General features: G+C 58.8%; 24 protein-coding genes. 5 read left to right on the plus strand and 19 right to left on the minus strand.

Annotation, left to right across the window (positions count from 1 at the left end; all coding sequences use genetic code 11):
- Positions 1 to 25: 25 nt before the first annotated feature.
- Positions 26 to 1,033 (plus strand): 4-hydroxythreonine-4-phosphate dehydrogenase PdxA, encoded by a 1,008-nt coding sequence (gene pdxA / locus B2344_RS13385; RefSeq protein WP_290482983.1) that lies wholly within the window; start codon positions 26 to 28, stop codon positions 1,031 to 1,033.
- Positions 1,030 to 1,869 (plus strand): 16S rRNA (adenine(1518)-N(6)/adenine(1519)-N(6))-dimethyltransferase RsmA, encoded by an 840-nt coding sequence (rsmA, locus tag B2344_RS13390; RefSeq protein ID WP_206993025.1) that lies wholly within the window; start codon positions 1,030 to 1,032, stop codon positions 1,867 to 1,869. Before pdxA ends, rsmA begins: the two co-directional genes overlap by 4 nt.
- Positions 1,870 to 1,922: 53 nt before the next feature.
- Here the strand turns inward: rsmA and katG are convergent, their stop codons facing one another.
- From katG to B2344_RS13470, 16 genes are all read right to left on the minus strand, one after another.
- Entirely contained in the window at positions 1,923 to 4,136 is a 2,214-nt protein-coding gene (katG, locus tag B2344_RS13395; RefSeq protein ID WP_290485385.1) for a catalase/peroxidase HPI, read from the minus strand.
- Positions 4,137 to 4,396: 260 nt separating this feature from the next.
- Positions 4,397 to 6,550: a sodium-translocating pyrophosphatase gene (locus B2344_RS13400; protein WP_206993023.1), complete on the minus strand. Its 2,154-nt coding sequence runs from the start codon at positions 6,548 to 6,550 to the stop codon at positions 4,397 to 4,399.
- Positions 6,551 to 6,695: 145 nt separating this feature from the next.
- Positions 6,696 to 7,631, minus strand: coding sequence for a thiamine-phosphate kinase (thiL, locus tag B2344_RS13405; protein ID WP_290485386.1), 936 nt, complete (start codon positions 7,629 to 7,631; stop codon positions 6,696 to 6,698).
- A 29-nt stretch (positions 7,632 to 7,660) separates the two neighbouring features.
- Positions 7,661 to 8,620: an acetyl-CoA carboxylase carboxyltransferase subunit alpha gene (locus tag B2344_RS13410; protein WP_206993021.1), complete on the minus strand. Its 960-nt coding sequence runs from the start codon at positions 8,618 to 8,620 to the stop codon at positions 7,661 to 7,663.
- Positions 8,621 to 8,668: 48 nt separating this feature from the next.
- Positions 8,669 to 9,595 (minus strand): type II secretion system F family protein, encoded by a 927-nt coding sequence (locus tag B2344_RS13415; RefSeq protein ID WP_206993020.1) that lies wholly within the window; start codon positions 9,593 to 9,595, stop codon positions 8,669 to 8,671.
- 15 nt (positions 9,596 to 9,610) lie between these two features.
- Entirely contained in the window at positions 9,611 to 10,585 is a 975-nt protein-coding gene (locus tag B2344_RS13420) for a type II secretion system F family protein (protein WP_290482994.1), read from the minus strand.
- Between the two features lie 21 nt (positions 10,586 to 10,606).
- The gene (locus B2344_RS13425; RefSeq protein ID WP_290479149.1) at positions 10,607 to 11,992 is read right to left on the minus strand and encodes a CpaF family protein; all 1,386 of its coding nucleotides are present in this window, start codon (positions 11,990 to 11,992) and stop codon (positions 10,607 to 10,609) included.
- A complete protein-coding gene (locus tag B2344_RS13430) occupies positions 11,989 to 13,209 on the minus strand; it encodes an AAA family ATPase (protein ID WP_290485387.1) in 1,221 nt (406 codons plus the stop codon). The genes B2344_RS13425 and B2344_RS13430 overlap by 4 nt, the downstream gene beginning before the upstream one ends.
- Positions 13,209 to 13,478 carry a hypothetical protein gene (locus B2344_RS13435; protein ID WP_206993017.1) on the minus strand — a complete coding sequence of 90 codons (270 nt, stop codon included), beginning with the start codon at positions 13,476 to 13,478 and terminating at the stop codon, positions 13,209 to 13,211. The genes B2344_RS13430 and B2344_RS13435 overlap by 1 nt, the downstream gene beginning before the upstream one ends.
- A gap of 2 nt (positions 13,479 to 13,480) precedes the next feature.
- Positions 13,481 to 14,779 (minus strand): type II and III secretion system protein family protein, encoded by a 1,299-nt coding sequence (locus tag B2344_RS13440; RefSeq protein ID WP_206993016.1) that lies wholly within the window; start codon positions 14,777 to 14,779, stop codon positions 13,481 to 13,483.
- Complete coding sequence (gene cpaB, locus B2344_RS13445; RefSeq protein ID WP_206993015.1) at positions 14,779 to 15,663, minus strand: Flp pilus assembly protein CpaB; 885 nt, start codon at positions 15,661 to 15,663, stop codon at positions 14,779 to 14,781. The genes B2344_RS13440 and cpaB overlap by 1 nt, the downstream gene beginning before the upstream one ends.
- Positions 15,664 to 15,851: 188 nt before the next feature.
- Positions 15,852 to 16,841 carry a threonine ammonia-lyase gene (locus B2344_RS13450; protein ID WP_290485388.1) on the minus strand — a complete coding sequence of 330 codons (990 nt, stop codon included), beginning with the start codon at positions 16,839 to 16,841 and terminating at the stop codon, positions 15,852 to 15,854.
- Positions 16,842 to 16,890: 49 nt separating this feature from the next.
- The gene (gene galU / locus B2344_RS13455) at positions 16,891 to 17,769 is read right to left on the minus strand and encodes a UTP--glucose-1-phosphate uridylyltransferase GalU (RefSeq protein WP_290485389.1); all 879 of its coding nucleotides are present in this window, start codon (positions 17,767 to 17,769) and stop codon (positions 16,891 to 16,893) included.
- Positions 17,770 to 17,884: 115 nt separating this feature from the next.
- Positions 17,885 to 18,166, minus strand: coding sequence for a hypothetical protein (locus B2344_RS13460; protein ID WP_206993012.1), 282 nt, complete (start codon positions 18,164 to 18,166; stop codon positions 17,885 to 17,887).
- Positions 18,167 to 18,243: 77 nt separating this feature from the next.
- A complete protein-coding gene (locus B2344_RS13465) occupies positions 18,244 to 18,480 on the minus strand; it encodes a hypothetical protein (RefSeq protein WP_206993011.1) in 237 nt (78 codons plus the stop codon).
- Positions 18,481 to 18,568: 88 nt separating this feature from the next.
- Positions 18,569 to 19,336 (minus strand): SDR family NAD(P)-dependent oxidoreductase, encoded by a 768-nt coding sequence (locus B2344_RS13470; RefSeq protein WP_206993010.1) that lies wholly within the window; start codon positions 19,334 to 19,336, stop codon positions 18,569 to 18,571.
- A 59-nt stretch (positions 19,337 to 19,395) separates the two neighbouring features.
- Between B2344_RS13470 and B2344_RS13475 the strand changes: the two genes are divergently transcribed.
- The 3 genes from B2344_RS13475 to B2344_RS13485 are packed head-to-tail and all read left to right on the plus strand — an operon-like array spanning position 19,396 to position 22,301.
- Complete coding sequence (locus tag B2344_RS13475) at positions 19,396 to 20,517, plus strand: Re/Si-specific NAD(P)(+) transhydrogenase subunit alpha (RefSeq protein WP_290479155.1); 1,122 nt, start codon at positions 19,396 to 19,398, stop codon at positions 20,515 to 20,517.
- Complete coding sequence (locus B2344_RS13480) at positions 20,514 to 20,879, plus strand: proton-translocating transhydrogenase family protein (RefSeq protein WP_206993008.1); 366 nt, start codon at positions 20,514 to 20,516, stop codon at positions 20,877 to 20,879. Before B2344_RS13475 ends, B2344_RS13480 begins: the two co-directional genes overlap by 4 nt.
- Positions 20,880 to 20,882: 3 nt before the next feature.
- Positions 20,883 to 22,301, plus strand: coding sequence for an NAD(P)(+) transhydrogenase (Re/Si-specific) subunit beta (locus B2344_RS13485; protein ID WP_290485390.1), 1,419 nt, complete (start codon positions 20,883 to 20,885; stop codon positions 22,299 to 22,301).
- On the opposite strand, the gene folK is transcribed toward B2344_RS13485, so the two are convergent.
- Genes folK through folP form a run of 3 tightly spaced genes read right to left on the minus strand, consistent with a single transcriptional unit; the run spans position 22,298 to position 24,013 of the window.
- A complete protein-coding gene (gene folK / locus B2344_RS13490; protein ID WP_206993006.1) occupies positions 22,298 to 22,822 on the minus strand; it encodes a 2-amino-4-hydroxy-6-hydroxymethyldihydropteridine diphosphokinase in 525 nt (174 codons plus the stop codon). The genes B2344_RS13485 and folK overlap by 4 nt on opposite strands.
- A complete protein-coding gene (gene folB / locus B2344_RS13495) occupies positions 22,815 to 23,180 on the minus strand; it encodes a dihydroneopterin aldolase (protein WP_206993005.1) in 366 nt (121 codons plus the stop codon). The genes folK and folB overlap by 8 nt, the downstream gene beginning before the upstream one ends.
- A complete protein-coding gene (folP, locus tag B2344_RS13500; protein ID WP_290485391.1) occupies positions 23,177 to 24,013 on the minus strand; it encodes a dihydropteroate synthase in 837 nt (278 codons plus the stop codon). Before folP ends, folB begins: the two co-directional genes overlap by 4 nt.
- Positions 24,014 to 24,311 lie beyond the last annotated feature (298 nt).

The raw sequence follows: 24,311 nt of genomic DNA on the forward strand, positions 1-24,311 counted from the left end.
GGCTGTTTGGATGAAGACCCCCTGAGTGACCGATAAAAGCCAAACTCCACTCGCATTGACAATGGGCGACCCTGCGGGTGTGGGCCCGCCGATCACAGTGTCGGCGTGGAACGCGCTAAAGCATGATCCGTCTTGCTGTTTCTTCGTGATTGGCGCGCCACGTTTGTATGCTCGGGACATTCCGGTGCAGGAAATTTCCAGCCCGGCAGACGCACAAGAGATATTCGCTCATGCGCTACCCGTCATTCCGTTGGAAGAGGTACCGGACATCCAGCCTGGACAGGCAGACGACCGCGCCGCCGCATCCATCATCAAATCCATCGAACTGGCCACCACCTTGTGCCTTGATCGCTCTGCAGACGGCATGGTCACCAATCCAATCAACAAGGCGCTGCTCTATGGGACGGGCTTTCGTCATCCGGGCCATACAGAATTCGTGGCCGCGCTGTGCGCGGAAGGCTCTCAGACTTCGTACCTACCGGTCATGCTGTTGACCGGAGGTGGTCTGCGCGTCGCACTCGCAACCATTCATGTCGCTCTGAAAGATGTGTTCAGTCATCTGAACACCAAAGACCTCGCCACACTTGGAGAAATTGTGGCGGAGTCAATGCGTGCGGACTTCGGCATTGCCTCGCCCCGCCTCGCCTTCACCGGATTGAACCCACACGCTGGCGAGAACGGTACGATAGGGCGCGAGGAAGTCGATATCATCAATCCTGCAGCCAGCGCCCTGCGCGCCGCCGGCATCGACATGTCAGACGCGCGGTCAGCTGACACAGTGTTCGCCGAATCTCTGGACGGACGGTTCGATGCCATCATCGCCATGACCCACGATCAAGGGCTCATTCCGGTCAAGACGCTGGACATGTGGGGCGGCGTCAACACGACGATTGGCCTGCCCATTGTACGCACCAGCCCCGATCACGGCACCGGCTATGATGCCGCCGCGAATGACACAGCTCGGCCTGACAGCCTGATCGCCGCAATCCGCCAGGCCCGAATGATCGCTGATAACCGAAAGAAAATTTCATGAGCCGTGACGAGACGCCGCCAGGCCTGACACAGGCAACTGCGCGCAAGGCGCTAGGTCAGCATTTCCTTTTCGATCCGGACATTTTGAAGCGAACGGCACTGGCCGCAGGACCGATAGAAGGCCGGACAGTCATCGAGGTTGGCCCAGGTCCGGGCGGGCTCACGCGCGCCTTGCTGGACAATGGCGCCGCCAAGGTCATCGCCGTGGAGGCTGATGAGCGATTTGCCCAGGCACTACAATCATGGCCAGAAGCCAAAAGCGGTCGTCTCCACGTAATCCTGAAAGACGCACGTAAAGTTCGCTGGGAAGAAATGCTGGCAGAACTTGGCGGCACCACACCAGCCATGATGATCTCCAATCTTCCTTACAATGTTGGCACGCCATTGCTCGTAGCCTGGCTGAAGTCAGGCCCCTGGCGTGGCGAGATGGCCCTGATGTTCCAAAAGGAAGTGGCTGAGCGCGTGTGCGCCAAACCGAATACGGATCAATATGGTCGCCTCGCCGTCCTGACCCATGCGGTTACCGATCCCCATATTGCCTTCACGCTGCCGCCGGGTGCGTTCCGACCCCCGCCGAAAGTGGACAGCGCCGTAGCCGTTCTGCACCCGTTGCCGCCGGAAAAAGTCTTTCCCCATCTCGACAAGCTGGAAGAAGTGGCCGGTGCGGCGTTCGGACAGAGGCGGAAGATGCTGCGAGCTGGCCTGAAACCGCTTGCCAAGCGTCATGGGCTCAAAGCGGTGGAATGGCTCCAAAGCCTCGACATTGACCCGACGGCCCGTGCCGAGACGCTCAGCCAGGACGAATTCCGGCGGATGGCCGCCTCCCTCGTCAAATAGAAAACGGCGCCCCGGTTTCCCGGAGCGCCGCGCTTTAGACAATCTGTAACCAACTAGTCGCGTTCAAGATCGAACCGATCGGCTTCCATGATTTTCGTCCAGGCCGCGACAAAATCGTGCACGAACTTTTCTTTCGCATCATCCTGGGCGTAAGTCTCCGACAGGGCCCGCAGTTGTGAGTTCGAACCGAAGACGAGATCAACTCGCGTGCCGGTCCATTTCACTTCTCCGGTATTGCGATCACGTCCTTCGAAGACATCCTGCTTCTCAGTGGCTGCTTTCCAAGCGACGCCCATGTCCATCAGGTTCACAAAGAAGTCGTTCGACAGCGTGCCGGGGCGATCCGTGAAGACGCCATGCTTGGAATCAGCATGATTGGCGCCGAGTACACGCAGGCCGCCGACGAGAACCGTCATTTCTGGTGCAGTCAGAGTCAGCAACTGCGCCCGATCCAGTAGCAATTCTTCAGTCGGAACCGAGAATTCGACCTGAAGATAGTTGCGGAAGCCATCGGCTTTCGGCTCGAGGAAGGCATAGGATTCAACATCCGTTTGCTCCTGCGAAGCATCCATACGGCCCGGCGTGAACGGTACCGAAACATTGACGCCCGCATCCTTGGCGGCCTTCTCCACGGCAGCAGAACCGCCGAGCACGATCAGGTCGGCCATCGACACCTTCTTTTTGCCTGTCTGGGCGTAATTGAAAGCGCGCTGAACGCTTTCGAGCAGACCGAGAACCTTGGCAAGCTTTTCAGGTTCGTTGACTTCCCAGTTCTTAGCCGGGTCCAGGCGGATACGGGCGCCATTCGCACCGCCCCGCTTGTCGGAGCCGCGGAACGTGGAAGCTGCGCCCCATGCCGTCGAGACCAGTTCGGACACAGACAAGCCCGAAGACAAGATTTTCTCTTTGAGATCAGCAATGTCACTGGCGTTCACCAGTTCATGGTCAACTGCCGGAATTGGGTCCTGCCAGAGCAATTCTTCGCTTGGAACTTCCTCACCAAGGTACCGAACGGCTGGCCCCATATCGCGATGGGTCAGCTTGTACCAGGCGCGGGCGAACGCGTCTGCAAACTGATCCGGATTTTCGTGGAACCTGCGAGAGATCTTCTCGTATTCCGGATCCATCCGCATGGCCATGTCGGCCGTGGTCATGATGGTGATCTGCTTCTCGGACGGATTGTGAGCCTTTGGCGCCATGTGCGCCTCGTCTACATCCTTTGGCTGCCATTGGAACGCGCCAGCGGGGCTCTTCACAAGTTCCCACTCATAGCCGAACAGCATATCAAAATAGCCATTGTCCCATTTGATCGGGTTTGGCGTCCATGCGCCTTCGATGCCGCTGGTGATCGTGTCATCGCCATGGCCAATACCGAACTTGCTCTGCCAACCAAGCCCTTGTTCGGCGATGTCGCCGCCTTCAGGCTCTGCACCAACCATCGCCGCGTCACCCGCACCGTGGCACTTGCCAAATGTGTGACCGCCAGCAGTCAGCGCAACAGTTTCTTCGTCGTTCATGGCCATCCGGGCAAATGTTTCACGGATGTCCTTTGCCGAAGCCAGCGGATCAGGATTGCCGTCCGGGCCTTCGGGGTTCACGTAGATGAGGCCCATTTGAACGGCTGCGAGCGGGTTCTCGAGCACACGCTCGCCGCTATAGCGGCTGCCGGGCTTATCGCTGGTGGCCAACCACTCTTCTTCCGTGCCCCAATAGATATCTTTCTCCGGCTCGAAAATGTCTTCGCGGCCGCCGCCAAACCCAAACGTTTTACCGCCCATGGATTCAATGGCGCAATTGCCCGCAAGGATCATGAGATCGGCCCAGGAAATCTTGTTGCCGTACTTCTTCTTGATCGGCCATAGCAAACGGCGGGCCTTGTCGAGATTGGCATTGTCCGGCCAGCTGTTCAGCGGCGCAAAGCGCTGCGACCCGGAAGTCGATCCACCCCGGCCGTCACCTGTGCGATATGTACCGGCGCTGTGCCAGGCCATACGGATGAAGAACGGACCATAATGGCCGTAGTCCGCAGGCCACCAATCCTGGGAATCCGTCATCAGCGCGAAGATGTCCTGTTTGATCGCCTTCAGGTCGAGTTTCTTGAATTCCTTGGAATACTTGAACGTCTCGCCAAGTGGATTACCGACCGGCGGGTTCTGGTGAAGGATGCTGAGGTCTAGCTGGTTGGGCCACCAGTCGCGGTTTACGCGCCCTCGCAGCGAATGCATTACGGGGCACTTGCCCTCTGGAGCTGCGTCATTTCCGTCCATATTCATCTCCCTGGATTGGTCTGGCCTGAGAGCAGTCCCTCCCGGAACAACCCTCCTGATTTCACGGTCGCCGAAAGAATATCAGCGCGGAGTAGGCGCAGTCCTTTGACGACAGTCTTGAGGCTACGCAATGATTTTGAATAGAACCAATCAATAGAAGCCTACTCCGGTATCGATATTTTCTATGCATTGAATTAGTGGTACAAAATCAAAGGCCCCGGCACTTTCGCACCGGGGCCTTCCATAAAAAATTCATTCAACTAGTGGCCTGCGAGGACCGCGAGCATGAGCAAGGCCACGATATTTGTGATCTTGATCATCGGATTCACGGCCGGACCGGCAGTATCCTTGTAGGGATCGCCAACCGTGTCTCCGGTTACAGCGGCCTTGTGAGCTTCTGAGCCCTTTCCGCCGTGATGACCATCCTCGATATACTTCTTCGCATTGTCCCAGGCACCGCCTCCGGACGTCATCGAGATGGCCACGAACAGGCCTGTCACAATCACACCAAGGAGCATCGCCCCAACCGCCGCGAGGGCCGCGCCTTTGCCGGCAATCGCAAAGATCACGCCGAACAGGACAATCGGTGACAACACTGGCAGGAGTGACGGGACGATCATTTCCCGGATAGCGGCCTTCGTCAGAAGATCGACCGCCCGGCCATAATCAGGCTTCACTTCGCCTTTCATGATGCCCGGCATTTCGCGGAATTGTCGACGAACTTCCTCAACCACCGCTTGCGCAGCGCGTCCGACGGCCATCATGGACAGGCCTCCGAACAGGAATGGCAACAGGCCACCGAACAGAAGGCCGACCACCACATATGGGTTCGCAATCGAGAAATCAGCCGTTGCATTGTAGAAGAAGTCCCCTTCCACGGCGCGCGCCGAGAAGTATTTGAGATCTTCCGCATAGGCCGCGAACAGAACGAGTGCGCCGAGCCCGGCCGAACCAATGGCATAGCCCTTGGTCACAGCTTTCGTGGTGTTACCAACCGCATCGAGTGCGTCCGTTGTCTCGCGAACTTCCGACGGAAGCTCCGCCATCTCGGCGATGCCGCCCGCATTGTCCGTAACGGGTCCAAAAGCGTCGAGCGCCACGATAATTCCGGCAAGCGCCAGCATGGTCGTGGTGGCAATCGCAATGCCGTAGAGGCCTGCGAGGTTGAACGTCAGGATGATGCCCGCAATGATCACGATGGCCGGAAGGGCCGTCGATTCCAGCGACACAGCGAGGCCCTGGATCACGTTCGTGCCGTGGCCAGACTCTGATGCCCGCGCGATGGAGCGTACCGGACGATATTTGGTTTCGGTATAGTAAGCCGTGATCACGACGATCAGTCCCGTCACCACGAGGCCGACCACGCCGCAACCAAACAGCATCCAACCGGACACGTCATTGGCGAGGCCAAGCCGCTCGCCGGCATCGTCGAGCACGCCGAAACCATTCGGCAAGACCGTTGCGATTGCTATTGCGAGGCCGCCAATGGACAGCACGCCCGTCACGATCAGGCCTTTGTAGAGCGCCCACATGACATCCGTCTTGCCGGGTGCGAGGTTCACGAAATAGGTGCCGACAATCGACGTGACGATACAGACGGCGGCAATCGCCAACGGCAGCATCATGATTTCGACGATGTATGTTGCGCCAGAGAAATAGATTGCACCGAGCACCATCGTCGCCACCAGCGTGACCGCATAGGTCTCGAACAGGTCGGCCGCCATGCCGGCACAGTCGCCGACATTGTCTCCCACATTGTCTGCAATCGTCGCAGCGTTGCGTGGATCATCTTCCGGAATGCCGGCTTCGACCTTGCCGACCATATCACCGCCGACGTCCGCGCCCTTGGTGAAGATACCACCACCAAGACGCGCAAAGATCGAGATCAGCGACGCGCCAAAACCAAGGGCCACGAGCGAGTCGATGACGAGACGTTTCTCGCTTTCAACGCCCAGATTCAGTCCAACGACCATGGTGAGCAAGCCGTAATAGACAACGATGCCCAGAAGAGCGAGGCCAACCACCAGCATGCCCGTGATGGCACCTGACTTGAAGGCCAACTTCAGACCTGCGTTGAGGCCAGACTTGGCCGCTTCAGTTGTGCGCACGTTTGCCTGCACCGACACTTTCATGCCGATGAACCCGGCCGCGCCGGAAAGCGCTGCGCCGACGATGAAGCCGAGCGGCACCTGCCAGTTTCGGAACAGAATAAGTAACAGAACGACGACAACGACGCCGACGATCGCAATTGTACGATACTGGCGCCCAAGATAGGCATTTGCGCCTTCCTGGATCGCTTGAGCAATTTCGCGCATACGCGCATCACCAGCCGGGGCCTTCATGATCGAATTGATCTGGAGCCAGCCATAAAGGACTGACAAGACCCCCGCCGCGAGAGCGAGATAATACCACATGGATTACGTTTCCTTCCCTTAAAACAGAACTTCGACGCCAGGTTATTCCTGATCATGCACTGTTTATTATAGGTGACCAGCCTGCCCGGCCCTCGGGAAATAGGCAATATGCCTCCCGTCAGGGGCGAGTCAGCCCAGTCCCACTTCAGCCATGCTCAAAGCCGAGAGTTTCCGGGAGGTTAATGGGCGAATTTCGCAGGGTGACGGAAAGTCCTCCTTCGGGTCGGGTTTCGCCGATAAGCGTAATAACTACGCCAGATCTGCCCGCATCCGCCAGGATTTCATCGCGTCGCGTTTTTTCTGAGGTGAAGAGCAGTTGATAGTCGTCTCCCCATGTCGACAGGCGGATCATTTCGTCCACATCGGTTGCATTCCCCGCAAAGGGCACGGACTCAAGTGCTATATGGACGCCAATTTCGGACGCGCTGGCGAGACTCGCGGCATCCCCCAACAGCCCGTCGGAAACATCCATCGCCGCCGTCGCGAACTGCGCGACAAGATGCGCGGCGGCAAGCGGTTGGACCTGCGGCACCCGATACGCCTCAACCTCGGCGCTTTCAACCGCCCCTTTCTGGATCGCGTCAAAGCCCAGATACGCCGCACCGACACGACCTGTGACCCAGACATCTTCGCCGGGCCCAGCGCCCATCCGCCGAACAGGTGTTTCACCAAGACAAGTCCCGGTCATGGTGAGTGACAGAAAAAGACCACCCGGGCTGCGCACGGTATCTCCGCCGATCAGGTGGATATCGAATGCATCCAGTTCTGCCCCAAGAGCAGATGCGAATTCAGCAAGGTCGGATTCCGGTCGTTCCTTGGGCCATCCGAGCGTGAGCAAAGCTTCAGAGGGCAAGGCTCCGGCGGCGTAGACATCGGACACGTTCACGCGCACAAGCTTTTGGGCAACGGACGCCACCGGATCAGACGCGAGAAAATGCACGCCCTCGACCAACGCATCAACCGTGATGACCGTCGGAGACTTGCTGTCGGCCAACTGCGCAAGATCGTCCCGCAAGCCAGCTGCCCCGCCCGCTCTGGCGAGCGGCGCAAAATATTTGGCGATCCAGTCTCTCTCAGCCATTGGGTCAGCGCCCCATGCGCCTCACGGCGCTACAACCCTTCGCGACCGATGGCGTAGAAACGCTCCTTGCGCTGGGTGCGCAGTTCGGACGGGCTCAGGCCTTCCAGTTCCTGCAAGGCCTCATCAAGCGCTTTTGCTGCAGCAGCCATCGCCCGTTTCGGGTCACGATGTGCGCCGCCGACTGGCTCCTTGACGACACCGTCGATGACTTTGGTTTTCAACAGGTCCGGCGCTGTGATTTTCATGGCGTCAGCCGCATCCTTCGCCTTGGCAGCGTCGCGATAAAGGATCGAAGCGCAGCCTTCCGGAGAGATCACCGAATAGATGGCGTGCTCCATCATCAGGACCTTGTTGGCCGCCGCGATACCGATCGCGCCGCCCGACATGCCCTCGCCGATGATCAGCGTGACGAACGGCACGCCCAGTGACAGGCCGCGCTGTGTGCCGCGCGCAATGGCTTCAGCCTGCCCACGCTCTTCGCCGCCCTTGCCGGGATATGCCCCCGACGTGTCCGGAAAGCTCAGGACAGGCAAATTGAACTTCTCGGCCATGTCCATCAAGCGCACCGCCTTGCGATAGCCTTCAGGGTGGGCCATGCCGAAATTGTGCTTCAGGCGCTTCTCGATCGTACGGCCCTTCTCATGGCCGATAATGACCACGGGACGCCCCTTGAAGCGTGCCAGTCCGCCCATAATGGCTTCATCATTCCCAAACACACGGTCGCCCGCGAGTTCCTCGAAATCGTCGAAGATGTTCTCGATGAAGTCAGACAAATGCGGCCGGTCTGGATGGCGGGCCACAAGAGTCTTCCGCCATGCGCTGAGATCGGAATACATGTCCTTCAGCTGCTTGCTCGATTTGGCCTTCAGCTTTTTCAGCTCGTCGGTGATCGATGGACCTTCCTTGCTGGAAGCAAGCGCTTCCAGTTCGGAGATCTTCGCGTCCAGCTCCGCAATGGGCTTTTCGAATTCAAGATAGGTCGTTGTCATGGTGCGCAAGTTAGCAATGACGGGCTGACTCGCCTAGCCGGGAATTCACTAAAGTGCGCCTTGCACCTTTACCACGGCCGGCAGGATCAAAACGCCGAGCAGGACGGGAAAAACGAATATAATCAATGGCAAAGTCAGCTTTGCCGGCAGCGCCATGGCCTTTTCCTCCGCCATCAGGATGCGACGCTTGCGCATATCTGCCGAGAAAACTCGCAAAGTCTGGCCCAGACTGGTGCCCATTTCCTCTGCCTGACGGAGCATCGTGGCCAGAGAACTCGCTTCTTCGATGCTCATGCGATCAGCAAAAGCGCGCCAGGCATTCTTGCGCGCCTTGCCCGCGCGTAGCTCCAGCGACAGCTTTTTCATGTGCCCGGCAATGATCGGATGCCGCAATTCCAACTCTTCGCCGACCCTCTGAACCGAGGCATCAAGACTTAGACCGGCTTCTACACAGGCAACCATCAGGTCCATCATGTCGGGAAAGCCAGCCGAGCATTGCTGCTGGCGCGCTTTGGTACGGCGCGAAACGAGCATGTCAGGCGCGAGCAAGCCCGCAATGATCAGGCCAATGCTGAGCATGATCAGGTGTTGCTTCGAAAAGCCACCGAGATGAGGCAAAGCCACCAGCAGAGCGAGCTGAGGCAACACGACGCAAGCAATTCTGGCTATGTAATATCGCCCCACCGCCGACGGGTTAGTAAACCCCGCGAGCAGCAATTTGGCGCGCACCTCGCTGACCGCGTCCTCGTTCGAAGGGGTCGCGCGATTGGCAAGCCCGATGACCGCCCGACCTATCCGTGTATCGTTCCGGCTCTCTTCCTGCACCGCAGGACGTGACTCGCGTCGCTCCAACCGACGCTCAAGATCTTCCTTGGCCTTCCAGCTTCTCACGAAGGCCATAATCGCAGGCACGGCGAGGAAGCCGGCAATGGCCAGCATAATGATGGGCAGAAGAGCAGATGCGGAGAAGGGCATGGGTTTGCTTGGGGCCTACATCTTGAAATTGATCATCTTGCGCATGACAAAATTGCCAATCGCCATCCATACAAACAGGATCGGGAACACCACCCGCACTAGCGGCTCATCGATCACTTCGCCGTAAAATTCCGGGCGCAGCACGTGGATGCCAGACATCACGATGAAGGGTGCCGAGGTAAGGATCATCGCCGAGGCCCGGCCCTCTGACGAAGCTGCCTTCACTTTCAGACGCATGGTCTGACGCTCACGGATGGTTGTCGTGTTCGCTTTCAGGAGTTCGCAAAGGTTGCCACCAGTCTTTTCCTGCAGGCGTACCGTGGCGACGAACAGCTCGACGTCCGGGTCGCCCGCCCGCTCGGCCATGCGCTGTACCGCATTGGTCAGCGACATGCCGTATGACACTTCATCCGCCGCCATGCCGAACTCTGTTCCAATCGGGTCAGGCATCTCGCGGGCCACCAACGACACGGCTGTCGCAACCGGATGCCCGGCCTCCAAACTGCGGCAGACAATCTGGAGTGCGTCGGGCAATTGTTCCGACATTTTCTTCATGCGCCGACCAGCAACCATTTTGAGCCAGACGATGGGTCCGAGCACAAGAATGAGCGCGGCAATACCGGCAGCCGGTCCGGGCCCGCCAACAAAACGCCAATAGGCTAGCCCCGCGACCAGACCTGCCCCGGCTGACATACCGAACCAACGCAATGGCTGAAACTTCAGGCCAGACCTGACCACCAGCTGATTGAACCAGCGCAACGGCATGGCAAGATTGCCATTCTTGTCGAGGCCACGACTTTTGCGCAGCTCGACCATGGCTTCACTCGTCGTTTCAAACCGTTCCTTGAACTGAAGACGCTTGTTGACCACGCGGCGGGTTTGGGCTTCCGTCACCAGCCCCATAACCGACTGGATCGCCAGAAATACCGCGCCGATCGCCATGATCACAGGGATCAGGACAGTCAGGCTGATATTGGTGATGTCAGGCATCCACGACAAGAAGCTCGTCTCCTAGAATCGCGTAGAGGGGTCAAACATGCCTTCCGGCATGGGAACGCCGCGACGTTCCATCTCATCGAGGAATTTCGGACGTAGACCGGTCGCGGCGAAGTGCCCCTCGACCTTGCCCTCATCGGTTGTGCCAGTGCGTTCAAAGCGAAAGATTTCCTGCAATTGAACGACTGAGCCTTCCATGCCCGTCACTTCGGAGATTGATACGACTTTTCGCGAGCCATCTGACAGGCGCGTGGCCTGGACGATAAAATTGACGGCCGAAGCAATCTGTCCACGGATCGCCGTCTCGGATATTTTCATACCACCCATCATCACCATCTGCTCCAGACGGGTCAGTGCATCGCGCGGATTGTTAGCGTGGATCGTCGCCATAGAGCCTTCGTGGCCCGTATTCATGGCTTGCAGCATGTCGAACGCTTCTTCTGAGCGAACCTCGCCCAGGATCACGCGGTCAGGCCGCATGCGCAGCGCGTTCTTCACCAGTTCGCGCTGACGGATTTCGCCCTTGCCTTCAATATTGGGCGGGCGGGTTTCCATGCGCGCAACATGAGGCTGTTGCAGCTGGAGTTCGGCAGCGTCCTCAATCGTGATGAGGCGTTCATCTTCATTGATAGCGGCTGATAGCGCGTTGAGCAGGGTTGTCTTCCCCGACCCGGTGCCCCCGGAGATAACGGTAGAGGCCCGGCATTTCACCGCCCCGAGGATGAACTTTGCAACAGGCTCAGGAATTGCGCCAAAGCCAACCAACTTCTCCATTGTCAGTGGCGATTTGGAGAATTTCCGGATGGAGACAAGCGGCCCATCAATGGCAATTGGCAAGACAGCGGCATTGACACGGCTGCCATCCAGAAGGCGTGCATCAACCAAGGGCTGGCTCTCATCGACACGTCGGCCCACAGCCGCCACAATCCGCTGCACAATGCGAAGCAAATGGTCATTGTCCGCAAACCGGACCGGTGCCAGTTGGAGCTTGCCGTGCCGCTCGACATAGACCTGGTCAAAACCATTGATCAGGATGTCGGCAATCGAATCGTCCTTCAGTAGCGGCTCGATGGGCCCAAGCCCCGTCATCTCGTCCATCACAGCATCGGCAAAGCTTGCCTCTTCTGTGGCCGAGAGCGCCATCTCTTCCTTCTTGATGATCTCCGAAACGATCCCCCGCACACGACGCCGCATGGTTTCATCATCCAGCTTGTCGAGAACGGACAAATCCAGTTCGTCGATCAGCTTGGCATGGATACGCAATTTGGCATCGAGCTGGTCAAAAGCCTTGGTGTCGGCAGGAGCGGGCGGCGCGGGCTTCGGCGCAGTTGGCTCAGCCACTTCAGGCGCGTTGACCGGTTCAGGCTTGGCGGCGGCGTTCGAAAATCCAAAACGGCTCATTTCGCTTTCCTCTTACCGGAAACTTGTTGAACGGGCTGCCTCGCGGCGTCGGGCATCATCTTGTCGACCAATGTCGAGACATCTGCGACGAGCGCGCTTTTCGGTTTCACGTCACCAATCGGCTTTCCGAGATTTACCGCCGTGCGGGCAGCATCCCAGTCCGACGTGATCGTTGCATCAATCTGACGGTCGATGGCCTTTTCGGCCTTGTCGACGGCAAACTCGGCACGGAACTTCTTTTTCGGGAACATACGGTTCAGTACGAGCTTGGCCTTGCGATCGGGCCCACGCAGCATATCAACTTCGCGCGCCATATCCGCAGCAGCGTGCAGGCTTGGCACGGTCAGCTCACTGATAATGATCGCCTCATCAACCGCGCCCAGTATGGGCTTGGTCCACGGCATCATGTGGCGAGGCATGTCCACCAGAACAAATGGGAACTCGGCGCAGGCAACGTCCAGCAATCTGAGGATCGCCGCTTCCGTGGCCAATGCATCTGCGTCCGGATTGCGCGGCGCCGAAATTGTCGAAACACCATCCTCGTGTTGCCAGCACCATGCGGCCAGCAAGCGCGCATCAAGGCGCTCCGGCGCAGCGGACAAGGCTGCAAGGTCGAGCTTTGGCACTGCTTCCAGAAACGAACTGACCATGCCGTCAGACACATTCAGATCAACAAGGCATACCTTGCCGGGTCCGACTTTCTCACAGATGGCAAACGCGCTCTCAATAGCCAGAGTTGAGACACCCGCACCACCGACAGCGCCCCGGAACGCCCAGCATACGGCGGACGCTGGTCCGTCACCGCCACTCTCTGCGGCTTCTGCAGCGGCGCGGATGCGTTCCACGGACTCCAGGATTTCGTCCGCACCGGCGCTGACCGGAAGGATGTCCGACGCCTCAATTTTCATTAAGGCTCTAACGATGTGAACTGGCAGATTGTCTGACACCATCAAGACGGCACTGTCCGGTTTTTCCACCGCCAGCCCCAGCACAACCTGTTCCGCGCCTGTTTGTCCTTGTTCCAACAGGATCAGTGCACCACCGAACTTTTCGACAATGTTCGCAGGGTCCATTGAAGAAAGGTCAATAACATTCCGGCAGATCGACTTGAGCTGCATCAGCCGTTCAGGCCCCGCCAATGCGGCGATCGCAGGGATCATCGCCGGAGCGGATGCCGGATGGGCTCCATCAGATAGTTTTCGCGCTGCGCCTGACATCAGCTGCCTCCCGACGCGCTGACCGAGGAATCCCGCAAGTCTTTGGTTTTGCCTTCATTGAGGGCCTTCACGGCATTGGCTGCACGCAGGCCAGACGTGGACTCGACGGCCTTGGAGTTGCTCAGATTGACGTCACGAACCGATTGCTCACGTATGTTGCTGGCATTGGCTTCACCCAGCAGAAATTTGTCCTGATTGTCATAGCTTGCACATCCGACGAGGAACACGCTCACCATCATGGCACTCATAATACGGCGCTTGAAAGTCATGTTCAGTCTCCTTCGCCGACCAGCGGCGCATGAGTGGTTTGGTTCATGAGGAAGAATTCTTCTTCCGTCGGTTCAGCAAATGCGTCGAGCGGAGTCCGAAGCATGGAAGGGTGTGGAGTAGGTTGAACCAGACGCGGAATGATGATGATCACCAATTCGCTTTCCTGACGCTGGTAGCGCTTGGAAGAGAACAAGGCGCCCAATACCGGCACATTTCCAAGCCACGGTGTCTGCCGAACATCATTGGAATAATCATTCTGCAACAGGCCCGCGATGGCAAAGGCCTGTCCGTCATGTAGCTCTACCGTTGTATCGGCGCGACGGACGGAAATACCGGGGATCTCGATGTCCTGCGCTCGGATACCATTGTTCCGGTCAAGCTGGGACACTTCCGGACGCACCCGCAAGTTCACAAGCCCACCACCCAATACGGTCGGCGTGAAATCGAGGCTCACCCCAAACTTCTTGAACTCGACCGATACTTGGCCATTCTCGCTCGAGACCGGAATGGGGAACTCGCCCCCGGCCAGGAAGCTCGCCGTGTCGCCTGACAGGGCCACCAGATTGGGCTCAGCCAGCGTACGCACGATTCCCTTCTCTTCAAGGGCGCGCAGTTCGACATCAATATTCTCTCCACCGACATTGGTGAACAGGGCAACCGTCTTGGCGGCCAGTCCGGACACGGTCGATGGCTCCGTGAACGCAACCGCGTCGCGCCCATCCATGGAGTTTCCAAATCCGATTTCCTTCACCGCACTACGGCTGGCTTCGAGAAAACGCACCTCCAGCAGGACTTGCTGACTCTGGCCAACAGACAATCCATTGGCCACACCACCCGGAACATAGCGCTCGGCCACTTGCACCGCCATCTCCGCAGCTGCAGCCGTGGTCAGCTTGCCATCCAGGAACACGCCATCATGCACGGGGTATACTTCAATACGTTCGCCTGGCAGGAGATTCCCCAAATCGGCGCGCAGTTCATCAAGGCTCAGCTCAACTTCGACATCAATCAGTTCAGAGATCTCGCCCTCTGCATTGTAAATGAGCACGGTGGTTGAGCCGGGCACTTTGCCACGCAGGAAGAAGGACCGGTTGGAGGTTGCCATCGCTTCGGCGATATCAGGGTCGGCGACGACGAGCGTCGAAAATCCCTGATCGGACTCGATGACGGTCGAGCGTCCCTTTTCGAGCACGAGCACCTTGGCATCAGGGCCGGTCGTGCGCTCGGTCCAGGCATGCGCCGGCGCAATTGCGACGATGCCAACAACCAGGAAAAGCAGGATATAAGTCAGTTTAGGCATCAGTTCGCCTCCTCGGTCAGCGGCTTCGGCTGCGCGACAGGCGCGGTCACACTTGTTTCACGATCCCCATTTATGATGCGCACGGTCGCAGTCGTTGCGCGCTTGGGCGCAGCACGACGAACAATAGGGACCTTTTTAGGCTCCGCCTTTACCAGCGTGATGACATCAGCGTCTTCTTCGCGTCCGATCAATGCCAGTCCCAGCGCGCCTTGCATGCTGACCGCACCCAAGCGGAGTGCACCTTCTGGCGTCACTTCCAGCGTTACCGTGCTGGAGGGACGTGCGCCCTCAAGATTCGATTCAAATGTCTGATCGACCGCCAGCACTTTCACTCGCTTGAGCACAGGCCGCGCTATCAGGTCTGATGTGACCCGTACGGCATCGCTGCCAAACGAGTTTGCAGACTGGCCAGGTTCGCGCTGGATGAACTCGTTCACATCGACCCGGTCACCGGGCAGGACGAATCCAGCAACTCCAGTATCACTCCGTACCGTGATGGCCACGGCACGCATGCCGGGCTCGATAGCAGATGCCAGGGTAAGCAGGTTTCCGGCCGCGTCGAGCTTTTCCAGCATGATTGGTTCGCCAGGCAGGATCAGGCCACGTGCATAAAGGATTTCCGACAGTTCCTCCGTCGAGGCCAGAACGCCCTCAGGAACAGAGTCACTTGGCCATTTGATGGCTTTCACATTGCTGGCCGAGACCTCCTCACCTGCTTCGATCGCCGCAGATGCAACGAGAACAGACGACATCTGGACCGCAGGTGCGGCAATCTGGGCTGTCGCGTCATTGGAATTTGACGTCATGTAATAGCGGCCAAGAAACACAGCTGCGATTCCCAGTACCGCAGAAAGACCAAGACTGATCAGGGGTGCGAGTTTCATTCTGAATGCCCTCTCCCGCGCAAAATACGCAATCATCAGCATTCATGATTAATCTTCAGGCGATAAGGTCTCTTGAAGACTTGTAGGGAAATCTAAATCACGAACAGAACCGCGCATTAACCATGCCGCAACTGTTTCGCGGCCAGTTCTTAAAATTCAGCACACGCATGTTAATCTGCTAGGCCGATTTAGCCTCTCAAGACAGTGGAGAACATGTCTGCGTCGACGTTCCCGCCCGTGATAAGCACGCCGACCCGCTGTCCGTGCATCTCGGATGGCAAGCCCTGCACTGCGGCCGCCAGCGCGGCTGCCCCGCCCGGTTCGGCAACGACCTTCAAGTATCGGAAGGCCAAGCGCATCGCCTCACGCACCTCGTCATCCGACACGCCCAGCCCACCACTCAACAAGCGCTTGCCGAGGGCAAAGGTGATCTGGCCGGGCATGGGCGTCAGAATGGCATCGCAGATCGACCGCGTTCCGGGCAGATTGCTGCGCAGTTCGCCCGCTGCTAGCGACTGCGCCCAATCATCATGTGCTTCTGGCTCAGCCGTCCAAATACTTGTTTGCGGCGACAGTTCGGCCATCGCGATCGCCACGCCCGTGATCAGCCCGCCGCCGCCAGCACAACAGATCAGATGGTCCAATGGCGCACCGAATGCTTCCATCTGGTGCGCAAATTCGAGCCCCGCGGTGCCTTGCCCGGCCACGATGTCTTTGTCGTCAAAACTCGGCACGACGACCGCGCCGCGGTCTTCGGCGATCCGGGTCGCGATCTCCTCACGACTTTCGGTCTCCCGGTCATAGAAGTGAACCACGCCGCCATCTGCCTCGACGCCTGCCACCTTTATCCGGGGCGCATCAGATGGCATGACAATTATCGCGGGCATACCCAGCAAACGCGCGGCCCGCGCAACGCCCTGCGCATGATTGCCAGAGGAAAAAGCCACCACACCCGCTGCGCGTTGCGCCGCCGGGATTTGTGACAGGCGATTCATCGCGCCGCGGATCTTGAAGCTGCCGGTCACCTGTAGGCATTCAGCCTTGACGAACAGCGATCCGCCAGCCAGGGCGTCCAGCGCCTCATGTGTCAGTATCGGCGTCTCACGCGCAACACCCCGCACACGTTCAGCGGCGGCAAGCACATCTTCGAAATCCGGTAGCGCGTCAGCAGCAGTCATGCCGGTGACCTAAACCGAACCGGCATGCCCTGCAATGCAATAGGATCGACTAGAGTTTGTCGAGCATTGCCTTGGCAAGTGCCTTGGCGTCTTCGCCTATCTCTTCATTGGCAAGCGCATAACCCAGAACAGCTTCGAAATAGCCAAGCTTCGAGCCACAATCATAATCCTGCCCTTCATACTCGTAGGCATAGAAGGACTGGACTTCCATCAGGCGCGCCATGGCGTCCGTCAGCTGGATCTCGCCGCCGGCGCCCTTGCCCTGGCTTTCGAGCAGGCCAAACACTTCGGGCTGGAGAATATAACGACCCGTGATCTTGAGGTTCGATGGCGCGTCGGCGACGCGGGGTTTCTCCACCATGCCCGTCATCTCGATCAGGCGTCCGTCGCGATCACTCCCTTTCGGCGCAATGACGCCATAAGATGACACGCGATCCATCGGCACCTGGTCTACGGCAACGATATTCCCACCGACCTTGTCATAGGCTTCCACCATCTGCGCGAGACAGGAGGGGCTGCCCTTGACCAGAACATCCGGCAGCAACACGGCGAACGGCTCGTTGCCGACGATATCTCGCGCACACCAGACGGCATGGCCAAGTCCCAGAGGCGATTGCTGGCGCACAAAGCTGGCGGAACCCGCTGGCAAAGTGGTCTGCTTGACCTGTTCCAGAATGGCCTTCTTGCCCTTGGCTTCGAGCGCGACTTCAAGCTCGTAAGGGATGTCAAAATAGTCTTCGATCGAACCCTTGTTGCGCCCGGTCACGAAAACGATGTGCTCAATTCCAGCTTCCAGCGCTTCATCAACGACATATTGAATGGCCGGCCGGTCGACGACGGGCAGCATTTCTTTCGGGATAGCCTTCGTCGCGGGCAGGACTCGCGTGCCAAATCCGGCCACAGGAAGAACAGCTTTTCTAACGCGCATGAACAGGAAGCTCCTTGGAATTCAACATCGGGACCGCGAAAGGCCACCTATGCGGGTTTCTAAGCAGACTTGGACTTAAATCGCGTTAACTCAGAGCAATAAAATGGCCGTAAGTCTAAATCCAGCCAAGGCTGTACAAGCTTAACGCACCAACGCTGCACGCGAGTGACAAAACGAGCACTGTGGCCATGGACCGTTTGACGGAGGGTGCCCGTGTCCCACGCATTTCGGCTTCGAGCAGGCTCTGCAAACGACGCGCAGGAGATAGCGTGGGCGGATAACGCGGCTCAGATAGGCTGGCGTCCTGCATATTCGCTGCCGCCAGGTCTGTGGATTTCGCGGCTTCCTGGGCGGTAGATTCGTCTTGAATCGCTGGCTTGCTTTTCGGAAGGGCCATCTGAATTCTCCGGTATCTTCCAGAGAGTGTGCCAGATGAGAGCTAACCGATAGCTAACAAAATCGGATGTACTGAAGTCAGTCCGGAACCGGTCCGAAGAAAACGCCACCGTCTGGCGCTTCATAGCCATTTGAGCAGCGCAACGTGCCATCAGAACCGCGGTCGTCCAGAACGACGAAAGTCTTTAGACGGGATTCTCCGAATTCGCGCGCTTGCGATATCGACTCGCCGCCATCGCTGCGCACTGTCGTCGCCGGTGCGAGGCTTCCCGAAATCATCACGGCGACACCGGTGGACAAAATTTCTTTGAGCATGTTTCGGCCTTTTGGGGGTTACCCGAAATTTACCAACGATAAGGGAGGGAGCGCCGCCTATATTCGTCTGACCGGAAAACTTCAAGAGTTAAAGCGGGGTCAACGTATGACCGCCATCCACAACCAGTGTGGCGCCCGTCATGTAGCCGCCCTGCTCCGACGCCAACAGCAGAAGCGGACCAGACAATTCGTCATAGTTTCCGAACCGACGCATCGGGACGCGCTTTGCCATTCTCTGACCCGCTTCCGATTCGAGGAACTCATCATTTATTGCTGTCTTGAAGTATCCAGGCGCAATCGCGTTAACGCGGATCCCATGCCGAGATGCCTCAAGTGCCATCGTGCGAGTCAGATGATCCACCGCAGCTTTCGACGCTGAATAGGCAGAGATCATGTTTGACGGCCTGAGCGCCGTAATTGACGCAATATTTATGATCGCGCCGCCACAGCCCGCATCGATCATGGCCTTGGTAGCGTATTTGGCAACTCGCCAGACACCGGTGAGATTGGTCTCGATGACAGTGTCCCAATCCTTTTCGGGCATGTCCCAGAACCACCCCTCACGCGACATACCGGAATTGTTGACGAGAACATCGCACGGACGACCAAGCGCTTCGCGAATCTCTGCAAACGCTCCCGTCACGCTATCGTCGGAAGTGACGTCCATCTGTACAGGCAGCGCCTTTCCACCGCGCTTCTCAATGCTTTCTGCAACTTCTTCCAATCGGTCCAGGCGGCGCGCCGCGAGCACGACATAGGCCCCGGCATCGGCCAGAACATGGGCGAAATGCTGGCCCAAACCGCTTGATGCTCCCGTGACCAATGCCGTCTTATTAGTTAAACTGAACAATCTCATGCCCTCCAATTAGAAAATTCGTGTTGCGCGCCGCAATATTTTTCCTCTATCCCAGCGATATGAAAATATCTGTTCTGAGGGAGCGACGAGCTGGTGAGACCCGTGTGGCGGCTACACCAGAAACCGTCAAGAAGTTGGTGGCCTCCGGCCACTCGGTAACAATTGAGTCCGGAGCGGGCACTGTCGCAGGCTTTCCTGACGACAGCTTTTCTGAGGCGGGGGCCACCCTTGCACCAGACGCGGCCGCGGCAACCAAGGGGGCCGACATTGTCTTCAAGGTGCGCGCACCGGAAGACGGCGAATTTAGCGCCCTGCCCGACGGCGTCGCGCTCATCGCCTTGATGGACCCCAGCAACCTGGATGCGACGCCGCTCAATGGGAAAAAGATCGCGGCTCTTTCCATGGAATTCACCCCCCGCATCACGCGCGCACAAAGCATGGACGCCCTGTCGTCCCAATCAAACCTTTCCGGCTATCGCTCAGTCATTGAAGGTGCGCAGATCTACGGCCGCGCCATGCCGATGATGATGACCGCTGCCGGCACGATCGCCCCGGCCAAGGTCTTTATCATGGGAGTAGGCGTCGCTGGCCTTCAGGCCATTGCCACGGCGCGCCGCCTCGGCGCGGTCGTCACCGCAACCGATGTGCGTCCCGCTGCCAAGGAACAGGTCGCTTCGCTCGGTGCGAAATTCATCGCGGTCGAGGATGAAGAGTTCAAGGCGGCTGAGACCGCTGGCGGTTATGCCAAGCAGATGTCGCCGGAATACCAGGCCAAGCAGGCCGAACTGACGGCCAGCCACATCACCAAGCAGGACATTGTGATCACGACCGCCCTGATTCCCGGCCGCGCCGCGCCGGTCCTCGTCACCGAGGAGATGGTGAAAACGATGAAGCCGGGCTCGGTCATTGTCGACATGGCGGTTAGCCAGGGCGGCAACTGCCCGCTCTCCAAACCTGATGAGATCGTGGACGTGAACGGTGTGAAAGTGGCCGGGTTTTCGAACCTGCCCGCGCGCCTGCCCGCAGACGCCTCGTCCCTGTTTGCCAAGAACCTCCTCGCCTTCCTGCCGCTGGTCACAGCCGAGGATGGCAGCCTCAATCTCGACACCGATGACGAAATCGTCACCGCCATGCTGCTCACGCGCAATGGCGAGACGGTGAACGAAAGGATCCAATCATGAAGCGCGCACTCCTGACGCTTTCTGCGGCCAGCTTTGCGCTGCCCGCCTTCGCAGATGCCGGTGGCATCGACTCGACCGTCTTCCTCGCTGCCATCTTCGCGCTGGCCTGCTTCGTTGGCTACTATGTCGTCTGGTCGGTCACCCCGGCCCTGCACACACCTTTGATGGCTGTGACGAATGCCATTTCGTCCGTGATCATCGTTGGTGCGCTCGTCGCAGCCGCCACGATGGGGCTCACCTCCGACAATTGGGTCTCCAAGATTCTCGGCACGGTCGCCGTGATCCTTGCCAGCGTAAACATCTTCGGCGGCTTCCTCGTCACCCAGCGTATGCTCGCCATGTACAAGAAGAAGGGAGACTAAGACATGGACTCCTTCCAAACCACTTGGGCGCCGCTGCTGTATCTCGTCGCTGGCATTCTCTTCATTCTGGCCCTGCGCGGTCTCTCCAGCCCGGCGACCAGCCGCGCTGGCAACCGCAATGGCATGATCGGCATGGCCATCGCCGTCGGCACCACGCTGGCGCTGGTCTGGTCACAGCTTGACCTGCAGACCTGGGGCCTGATCCTCGGCGGCGTCGCCATCGGCGGCACGATTGGCGCGATCATCGCCCGCAAGATCCCGATGACAGACATGCCGCAGCTCGTCGCCGCCTTCCACAGCCTCGTCGGCCTCGCCGCCGTGCTCGTGGCGGCTGCCGCGCTCTACTCTCCGGTCAGTTTCGGCATTTCCGGCATCGCTGGCATCAAGGCAGCGTCCCTGATCGAACTCGGCCTCGGCTCCGCCATCGGTGCGCTGACCTTTACCGGCTCGCTGATTGCGTTCGCCAAGCTCAATGGCAACATGTCCGGCTCGCCGATCATGCTGCCCGCCCGTCACCTGCTGAACATCGCCCTAGCTGTCGGCATCGTGGTCCTGATGGTCATCCTGATCCAGTCAAACGGTTCGGCACAATGGGCTTTCTGGGGCGTCACGGCGCTTGCCCTGATCCTCGGCATTACTCTGATCATCCCGATTGGCGGCGCGGACATGCCGGTCGTCGTCTCGATGCTGAACTCCTATTCTGGCTGGGCTGCAGCGGCGCTCGGCTTCACGCTGGGCAATTTCGCGCTGATCATCACCGGCGCGCTCGTCGGCTCGTCGGGCGCGATCCTGTCCTATATCATGTGCAAAGGCATGAACCGGAGCTTTATCTCGGTCATCCTCGGCGGCTTTGGCGGCGACGATGCGGCCGCCGGTGGCGCAGGCGCGGATGCAGACCGTCCGTTCAAGCGCGGCTCAGCCGAAGACGCGGCGTTCATCATGAAGAACGCCTCCAAGGTCATCATCGTGCCCGGTTACGGCATGGCCGTCGCCCAGGCCCAGCACGCTCTCAAAGAGATGTGCGACAAGCTGAAGGAAGAAGGCGTCGAAGTGAAATACGCCATCCACCCCGTCGCGGGCCGGATGCCGGGGCACATGAACGTCCTGCTCGCCGAAGCGCAGGTGCCGTATGATGAAGTCTTCGAACTGGAAGATATCAACTCGGATTTTCGCAATTCCGAAGTTGCCTTCGTGATCGGTGCCAACGACGTCACCAACCCGGCCGCGAAGACCGACAAGACCAGCCCGATCTATGGTATGCCGGTCCTCGACGTCGAGAATGCCGGAACGGTCCTGTTCATCAAACGCTCGATGGGTTCAGGCTATGCCGGCATTCAGAACGAACTCTTCTTCCGCGACAACACGATGATGCTGCTCGCGGATGCGAAGAAGATGGTCGAGGACATTGTGAAGAACCTCTAGGCGCTTCGCAGCGACGCAAACCGACGCGTTGCCGCCTCATCCAATACACACATCTGATCGGCCGCCTTCTTCTTGAGGGCGGCCGATTTGCTTGTCACAGTGCCATCTTCCAGAGCCCAGTCCGGCGCAATCTCCGCCAGCGGCTCCAGCACGAACCGGCGCTCCGCCATGCGTGGATGCGGGATGGCCAGCGTCTCGGTGTCGAGCGTCACGCCCTGCATCAGCAACACGTCCACATCCATCTCACGCGGACCCCAGCGCAAACGTTCCTGTCGCCCCAGTTCGGCTTCCATGGCCTTGCAGGCATGCAGCAATTGCAGCGGTCCAAGACCTGTCTCGATCAGCACGCAAAGATTCAGGAAATCCGGCTGGTCCGTAACACCCCAAGGCGCGCTGCTGTAGAGATTGGAGACGGAAGCAAGCTCAATACCCGGCATTGCGGCCAGCAAGTCCACCGCCTGCGCCAGCGCCGCCTCGCGGTCGCCCAGATTGGTGCCGAGGCCGAGCGCAGCCTCAGCCATTGCGGCTGCGTGTGATCGACACGCCGACATGGTCCACCAGATGTCGAATTGGCGCCGACGGCTTGCGCACAGTGACGGTCACTTCCTCGACAATGACCCACTTGGCCAGGATCGCATCGGCGATGCGTTCGGCAAAGGTTTCAATCAGATTGAACACAGTCTTTCCGGACAGGTCTTCGGCAAGGTCACAGACTTCCCCATAATGGACGGTCTCTTCCATCTGGTCGGTTGACGTCGCGGGCTGGCCGAGACGGCAGTCGATATCGATGAAGAATTTCTGGCCGAGGGATTTCTCCGCCTTGTGGACCCCGTGAAAGCCGTGAAGGCAAAGATTTGAAACAAAGATGCGGTCGGTCAATTGGCGCTCCCAATGGCTTGAAACATGTCGAGCGCCTCGCGGTGCGCGGCGACATCATGGACACGAAGAATCGTTGCGCCCCGGTAGACGCTGTCGAGCCCGGCGGCAAGCGTCCCGACAAGACGATCCTCCACGGGCTTGCCCGTCATGCGTCCGATAAAGGACTTCCGGGAGACTCCGACCAGGACCGGACATTGGGTATCGACGAGCACATCCAGGTGCGCGATCACGCCGAAATTCTGATCATACGTCTTGGAAAAGCCGACGCCCGGATCGAGCAGGATGTGCGTGCGGGGAATGCCGGCGCGGTCGGCCATGTCGAAGGCGCGCCCGAAGAACTCCGCCATGTCCTCGCGGAGGTCTATGTCGCCATCCGTTTTGCCGCGATTGTACGTGATGCAGACAAGGCTTTCAGTCTCGGCCACGGCGTCGGCCATGCCCTCATCCTTGGTCATGCCCCAGACATCATTCACAAGCACCGCGCCCGCTTCGGCAGCGCGCCGGGCGATCTCGGTCTTGTAAGTGTCGATGGAGAGCGGCAAGGCGTCCGGCCCGGCAAGGCGTGTAATGGGCTCACGCACGCGGGCCCATTCGTCTTCGAGGCTCACCGGATCACCTCCGGGCCGTGTCGACTCACCGCCAATGTCGAGAATGTCTGCGCCGTCCTCGGCCATTTGCCGGGCATGCGCTTGCGCAGCGAACAGGGTGTCATGCGCGCCCCCATCGGAAAAAGAGTCAGGGGTCACATTCAAGATGCCCATGATCAGCGGCGTCGGGGCCGCGAGCCGCTCCAGCAGCCGGTCTCGAACCGCTATCCGCGCGAGCCTGTCCATAAACGCATCCTTTCCGCTTGGCAGCGTTAACGCCTCAGCAGGGCAGGAACAACGGTTTCGCTGCCACTACCCCCCACGGCTTCCAGATTTTACTGAGGCTTTTCAAAGGCCCCAAAGTCCTGAATCCGACCGGGTCGCCAGATGTATACACTCCACCTGTCGGCATCCTGCGATGAAAGTGCCGACGAAGGTCCGGAGCGCGAAGAGGATTGTCGTCTCTTCTTGGCACTCCCGGCGGATGGACGGAGCCTCGCGTGCACTCGGGGTCATTTCATTCCATTCAACTCACTAAAAAGGC

This window comes from Hyphomonas sp. UBA3195 (assembly GCF_002366485.1).
Lineage (GTDB): Bacteria > Pseudomonadota > Alphaproteobacteria > Caulobacterales > Hyphomonadaceae > Hyphomonas.

Coding starts and splice junctions, on each gene's coding strand:
- rsmA (WP_206993025.1), top strand. CDS start 1,030: ATGAGCCGTGACGAGACGCCGCCAGGCCTGACACAGGCAACTGCGCGC.
- katG (WP_290485385.1), bottom strand. CDS start 4,136: ATGGACGGAAATGACGCAGCTCCAGAGGGCAAGTGCCCCGTAATGCAT.
- B2344_RS13400 (WP_206993023.1), bottom strand. CDS start 6,550: ATGTGGTATTATCTCGCTCTCGCGGCGGGGGTCTTGTCAGTCCTTTAT.
- thiL (WP_290485386.1), bottom strand. CDS start 7,631: ATGGCTGAGAGAGACTGGATCGCCAAATATTTTGCGCCGCTCGCCAGA.
- B2344_RS13410 (WP_206993021.1), bottom strand. CDS start 8,620: ATGACAACGACCTATCTTGAATTCGAAAAGCCCATTGCGGAGCTGGAC.
- B2344_RS13415 (WP_206993020.1), bottom strand. CDS start 9,595: ATGCCCTTCTCCGCATCTGCTCTTCTGCCCATCATTATGCTGGCCATT.
- B2344_RS13420 (WP_290482994.1), bottom strand. CDS start 10,585: ATGCCTGACATCACCAATATCAGCCTGACTGTCCTGATCCCTGTGATC.
- B2344_RS13425 (WP_290479149.1), bottom strand. CDS start 11,992: ATGAGCCGTTTTGGATTTTCGAACGCCGCCGCCAAGCCTGAACCGGTC.
- B2344_RS13430 (WP_290485387.1), bottom strand. CDS start 13,209: ATGTCAGGCGCAGCGCGAAAACTATCTGATGGAGCCCATCCGGCATCC.
- B2344_RS13435 (WP_206993017.1), bottom strand. CDS start 13,478: ATGACTTTCAAGCGCCGTATTATGAGTGCCATGATGGTGAGCGTGTTC.
- B2344_RS13440 (WP_206993016.1), bottom strand. CDS start 14,779: ATGCCTAAACTGACTTATATCCTGCTTTTCCTGGTTGTTGGCATCGTC.
- cpaB (WP_206993015.1), bottom strand. CDS start 15,663: ATGAAACTCGCACCCCTGATCAGTCTTGGTCTTTCTGCGGTACTGGGA.
- B2344_RS13450 (WP_290485388.1), bottom strand. CDS start 16,841: ATGACTGCTGCTGACGCGCTACCGGATTTCGAAGATGTGCTTGCCGCC.
- galU (WP_290485389.1), bottom strand. CDS start 17,769: ATGCGCGTTAGAAAAGCTGTTCTTCCTGTGGCCGGATTTGGCACGCGA.
- B2344_RS13460 (WP_206993012.1), bottom strand. CDS start 18,166: ATGGCCCTTCCGAAAAGCAAGCCAGCGATTCAAGACGAATCTACCGCC.
- B2344_RS13465 (WP_206993011.1), bottom strand. CDS start 18,480: ATGCTCAAAGAAATTTTGTCCACCGGTGTCGCCGTGATGATTTCGGGA.
- B2344_RS13470 (WP_206993010.1), bottom strand. CDS start 19,336: ATGAGATTGTTCAGTTTAACTAATAAGACGGCATTGGTCACGGGAGCA.
- B2344_RS13475 (WP_290479155.1), top strand. CDS start 19,396: ATGAAAATATCTGTTCTGAGGGAGCGACGAGCTGGTGAGACCCGTGTG.
- B2344_RS13480 (WP_206993008.1), top strand. CDS start 20,514: ATGAAGCGCGCACTCCTGACGCTTTCTGCGGCCAGCTTTGCGCTGCCC.
- B2344_RS13485 (WP_290485390.1), top strand. CDS start 20,883: ATGGACTCCTTCCAAACCACTTGGGCGCCGCTGCTGTATCTCGTCGCT.
- folK (WP_206993006.1), bottom strand. CDS start 22,822: ATGGCTGAGGCTGCGCTCGGCCTCGGCACCAATCTGGGCGACCGCGAG.
- folP (WP_290485391.1), bottom strand. CDS start 24,013: ATGGACAGGCTCGCGCGGATAGCGGTTCGAGACCGGCTGCTGGAGCGG.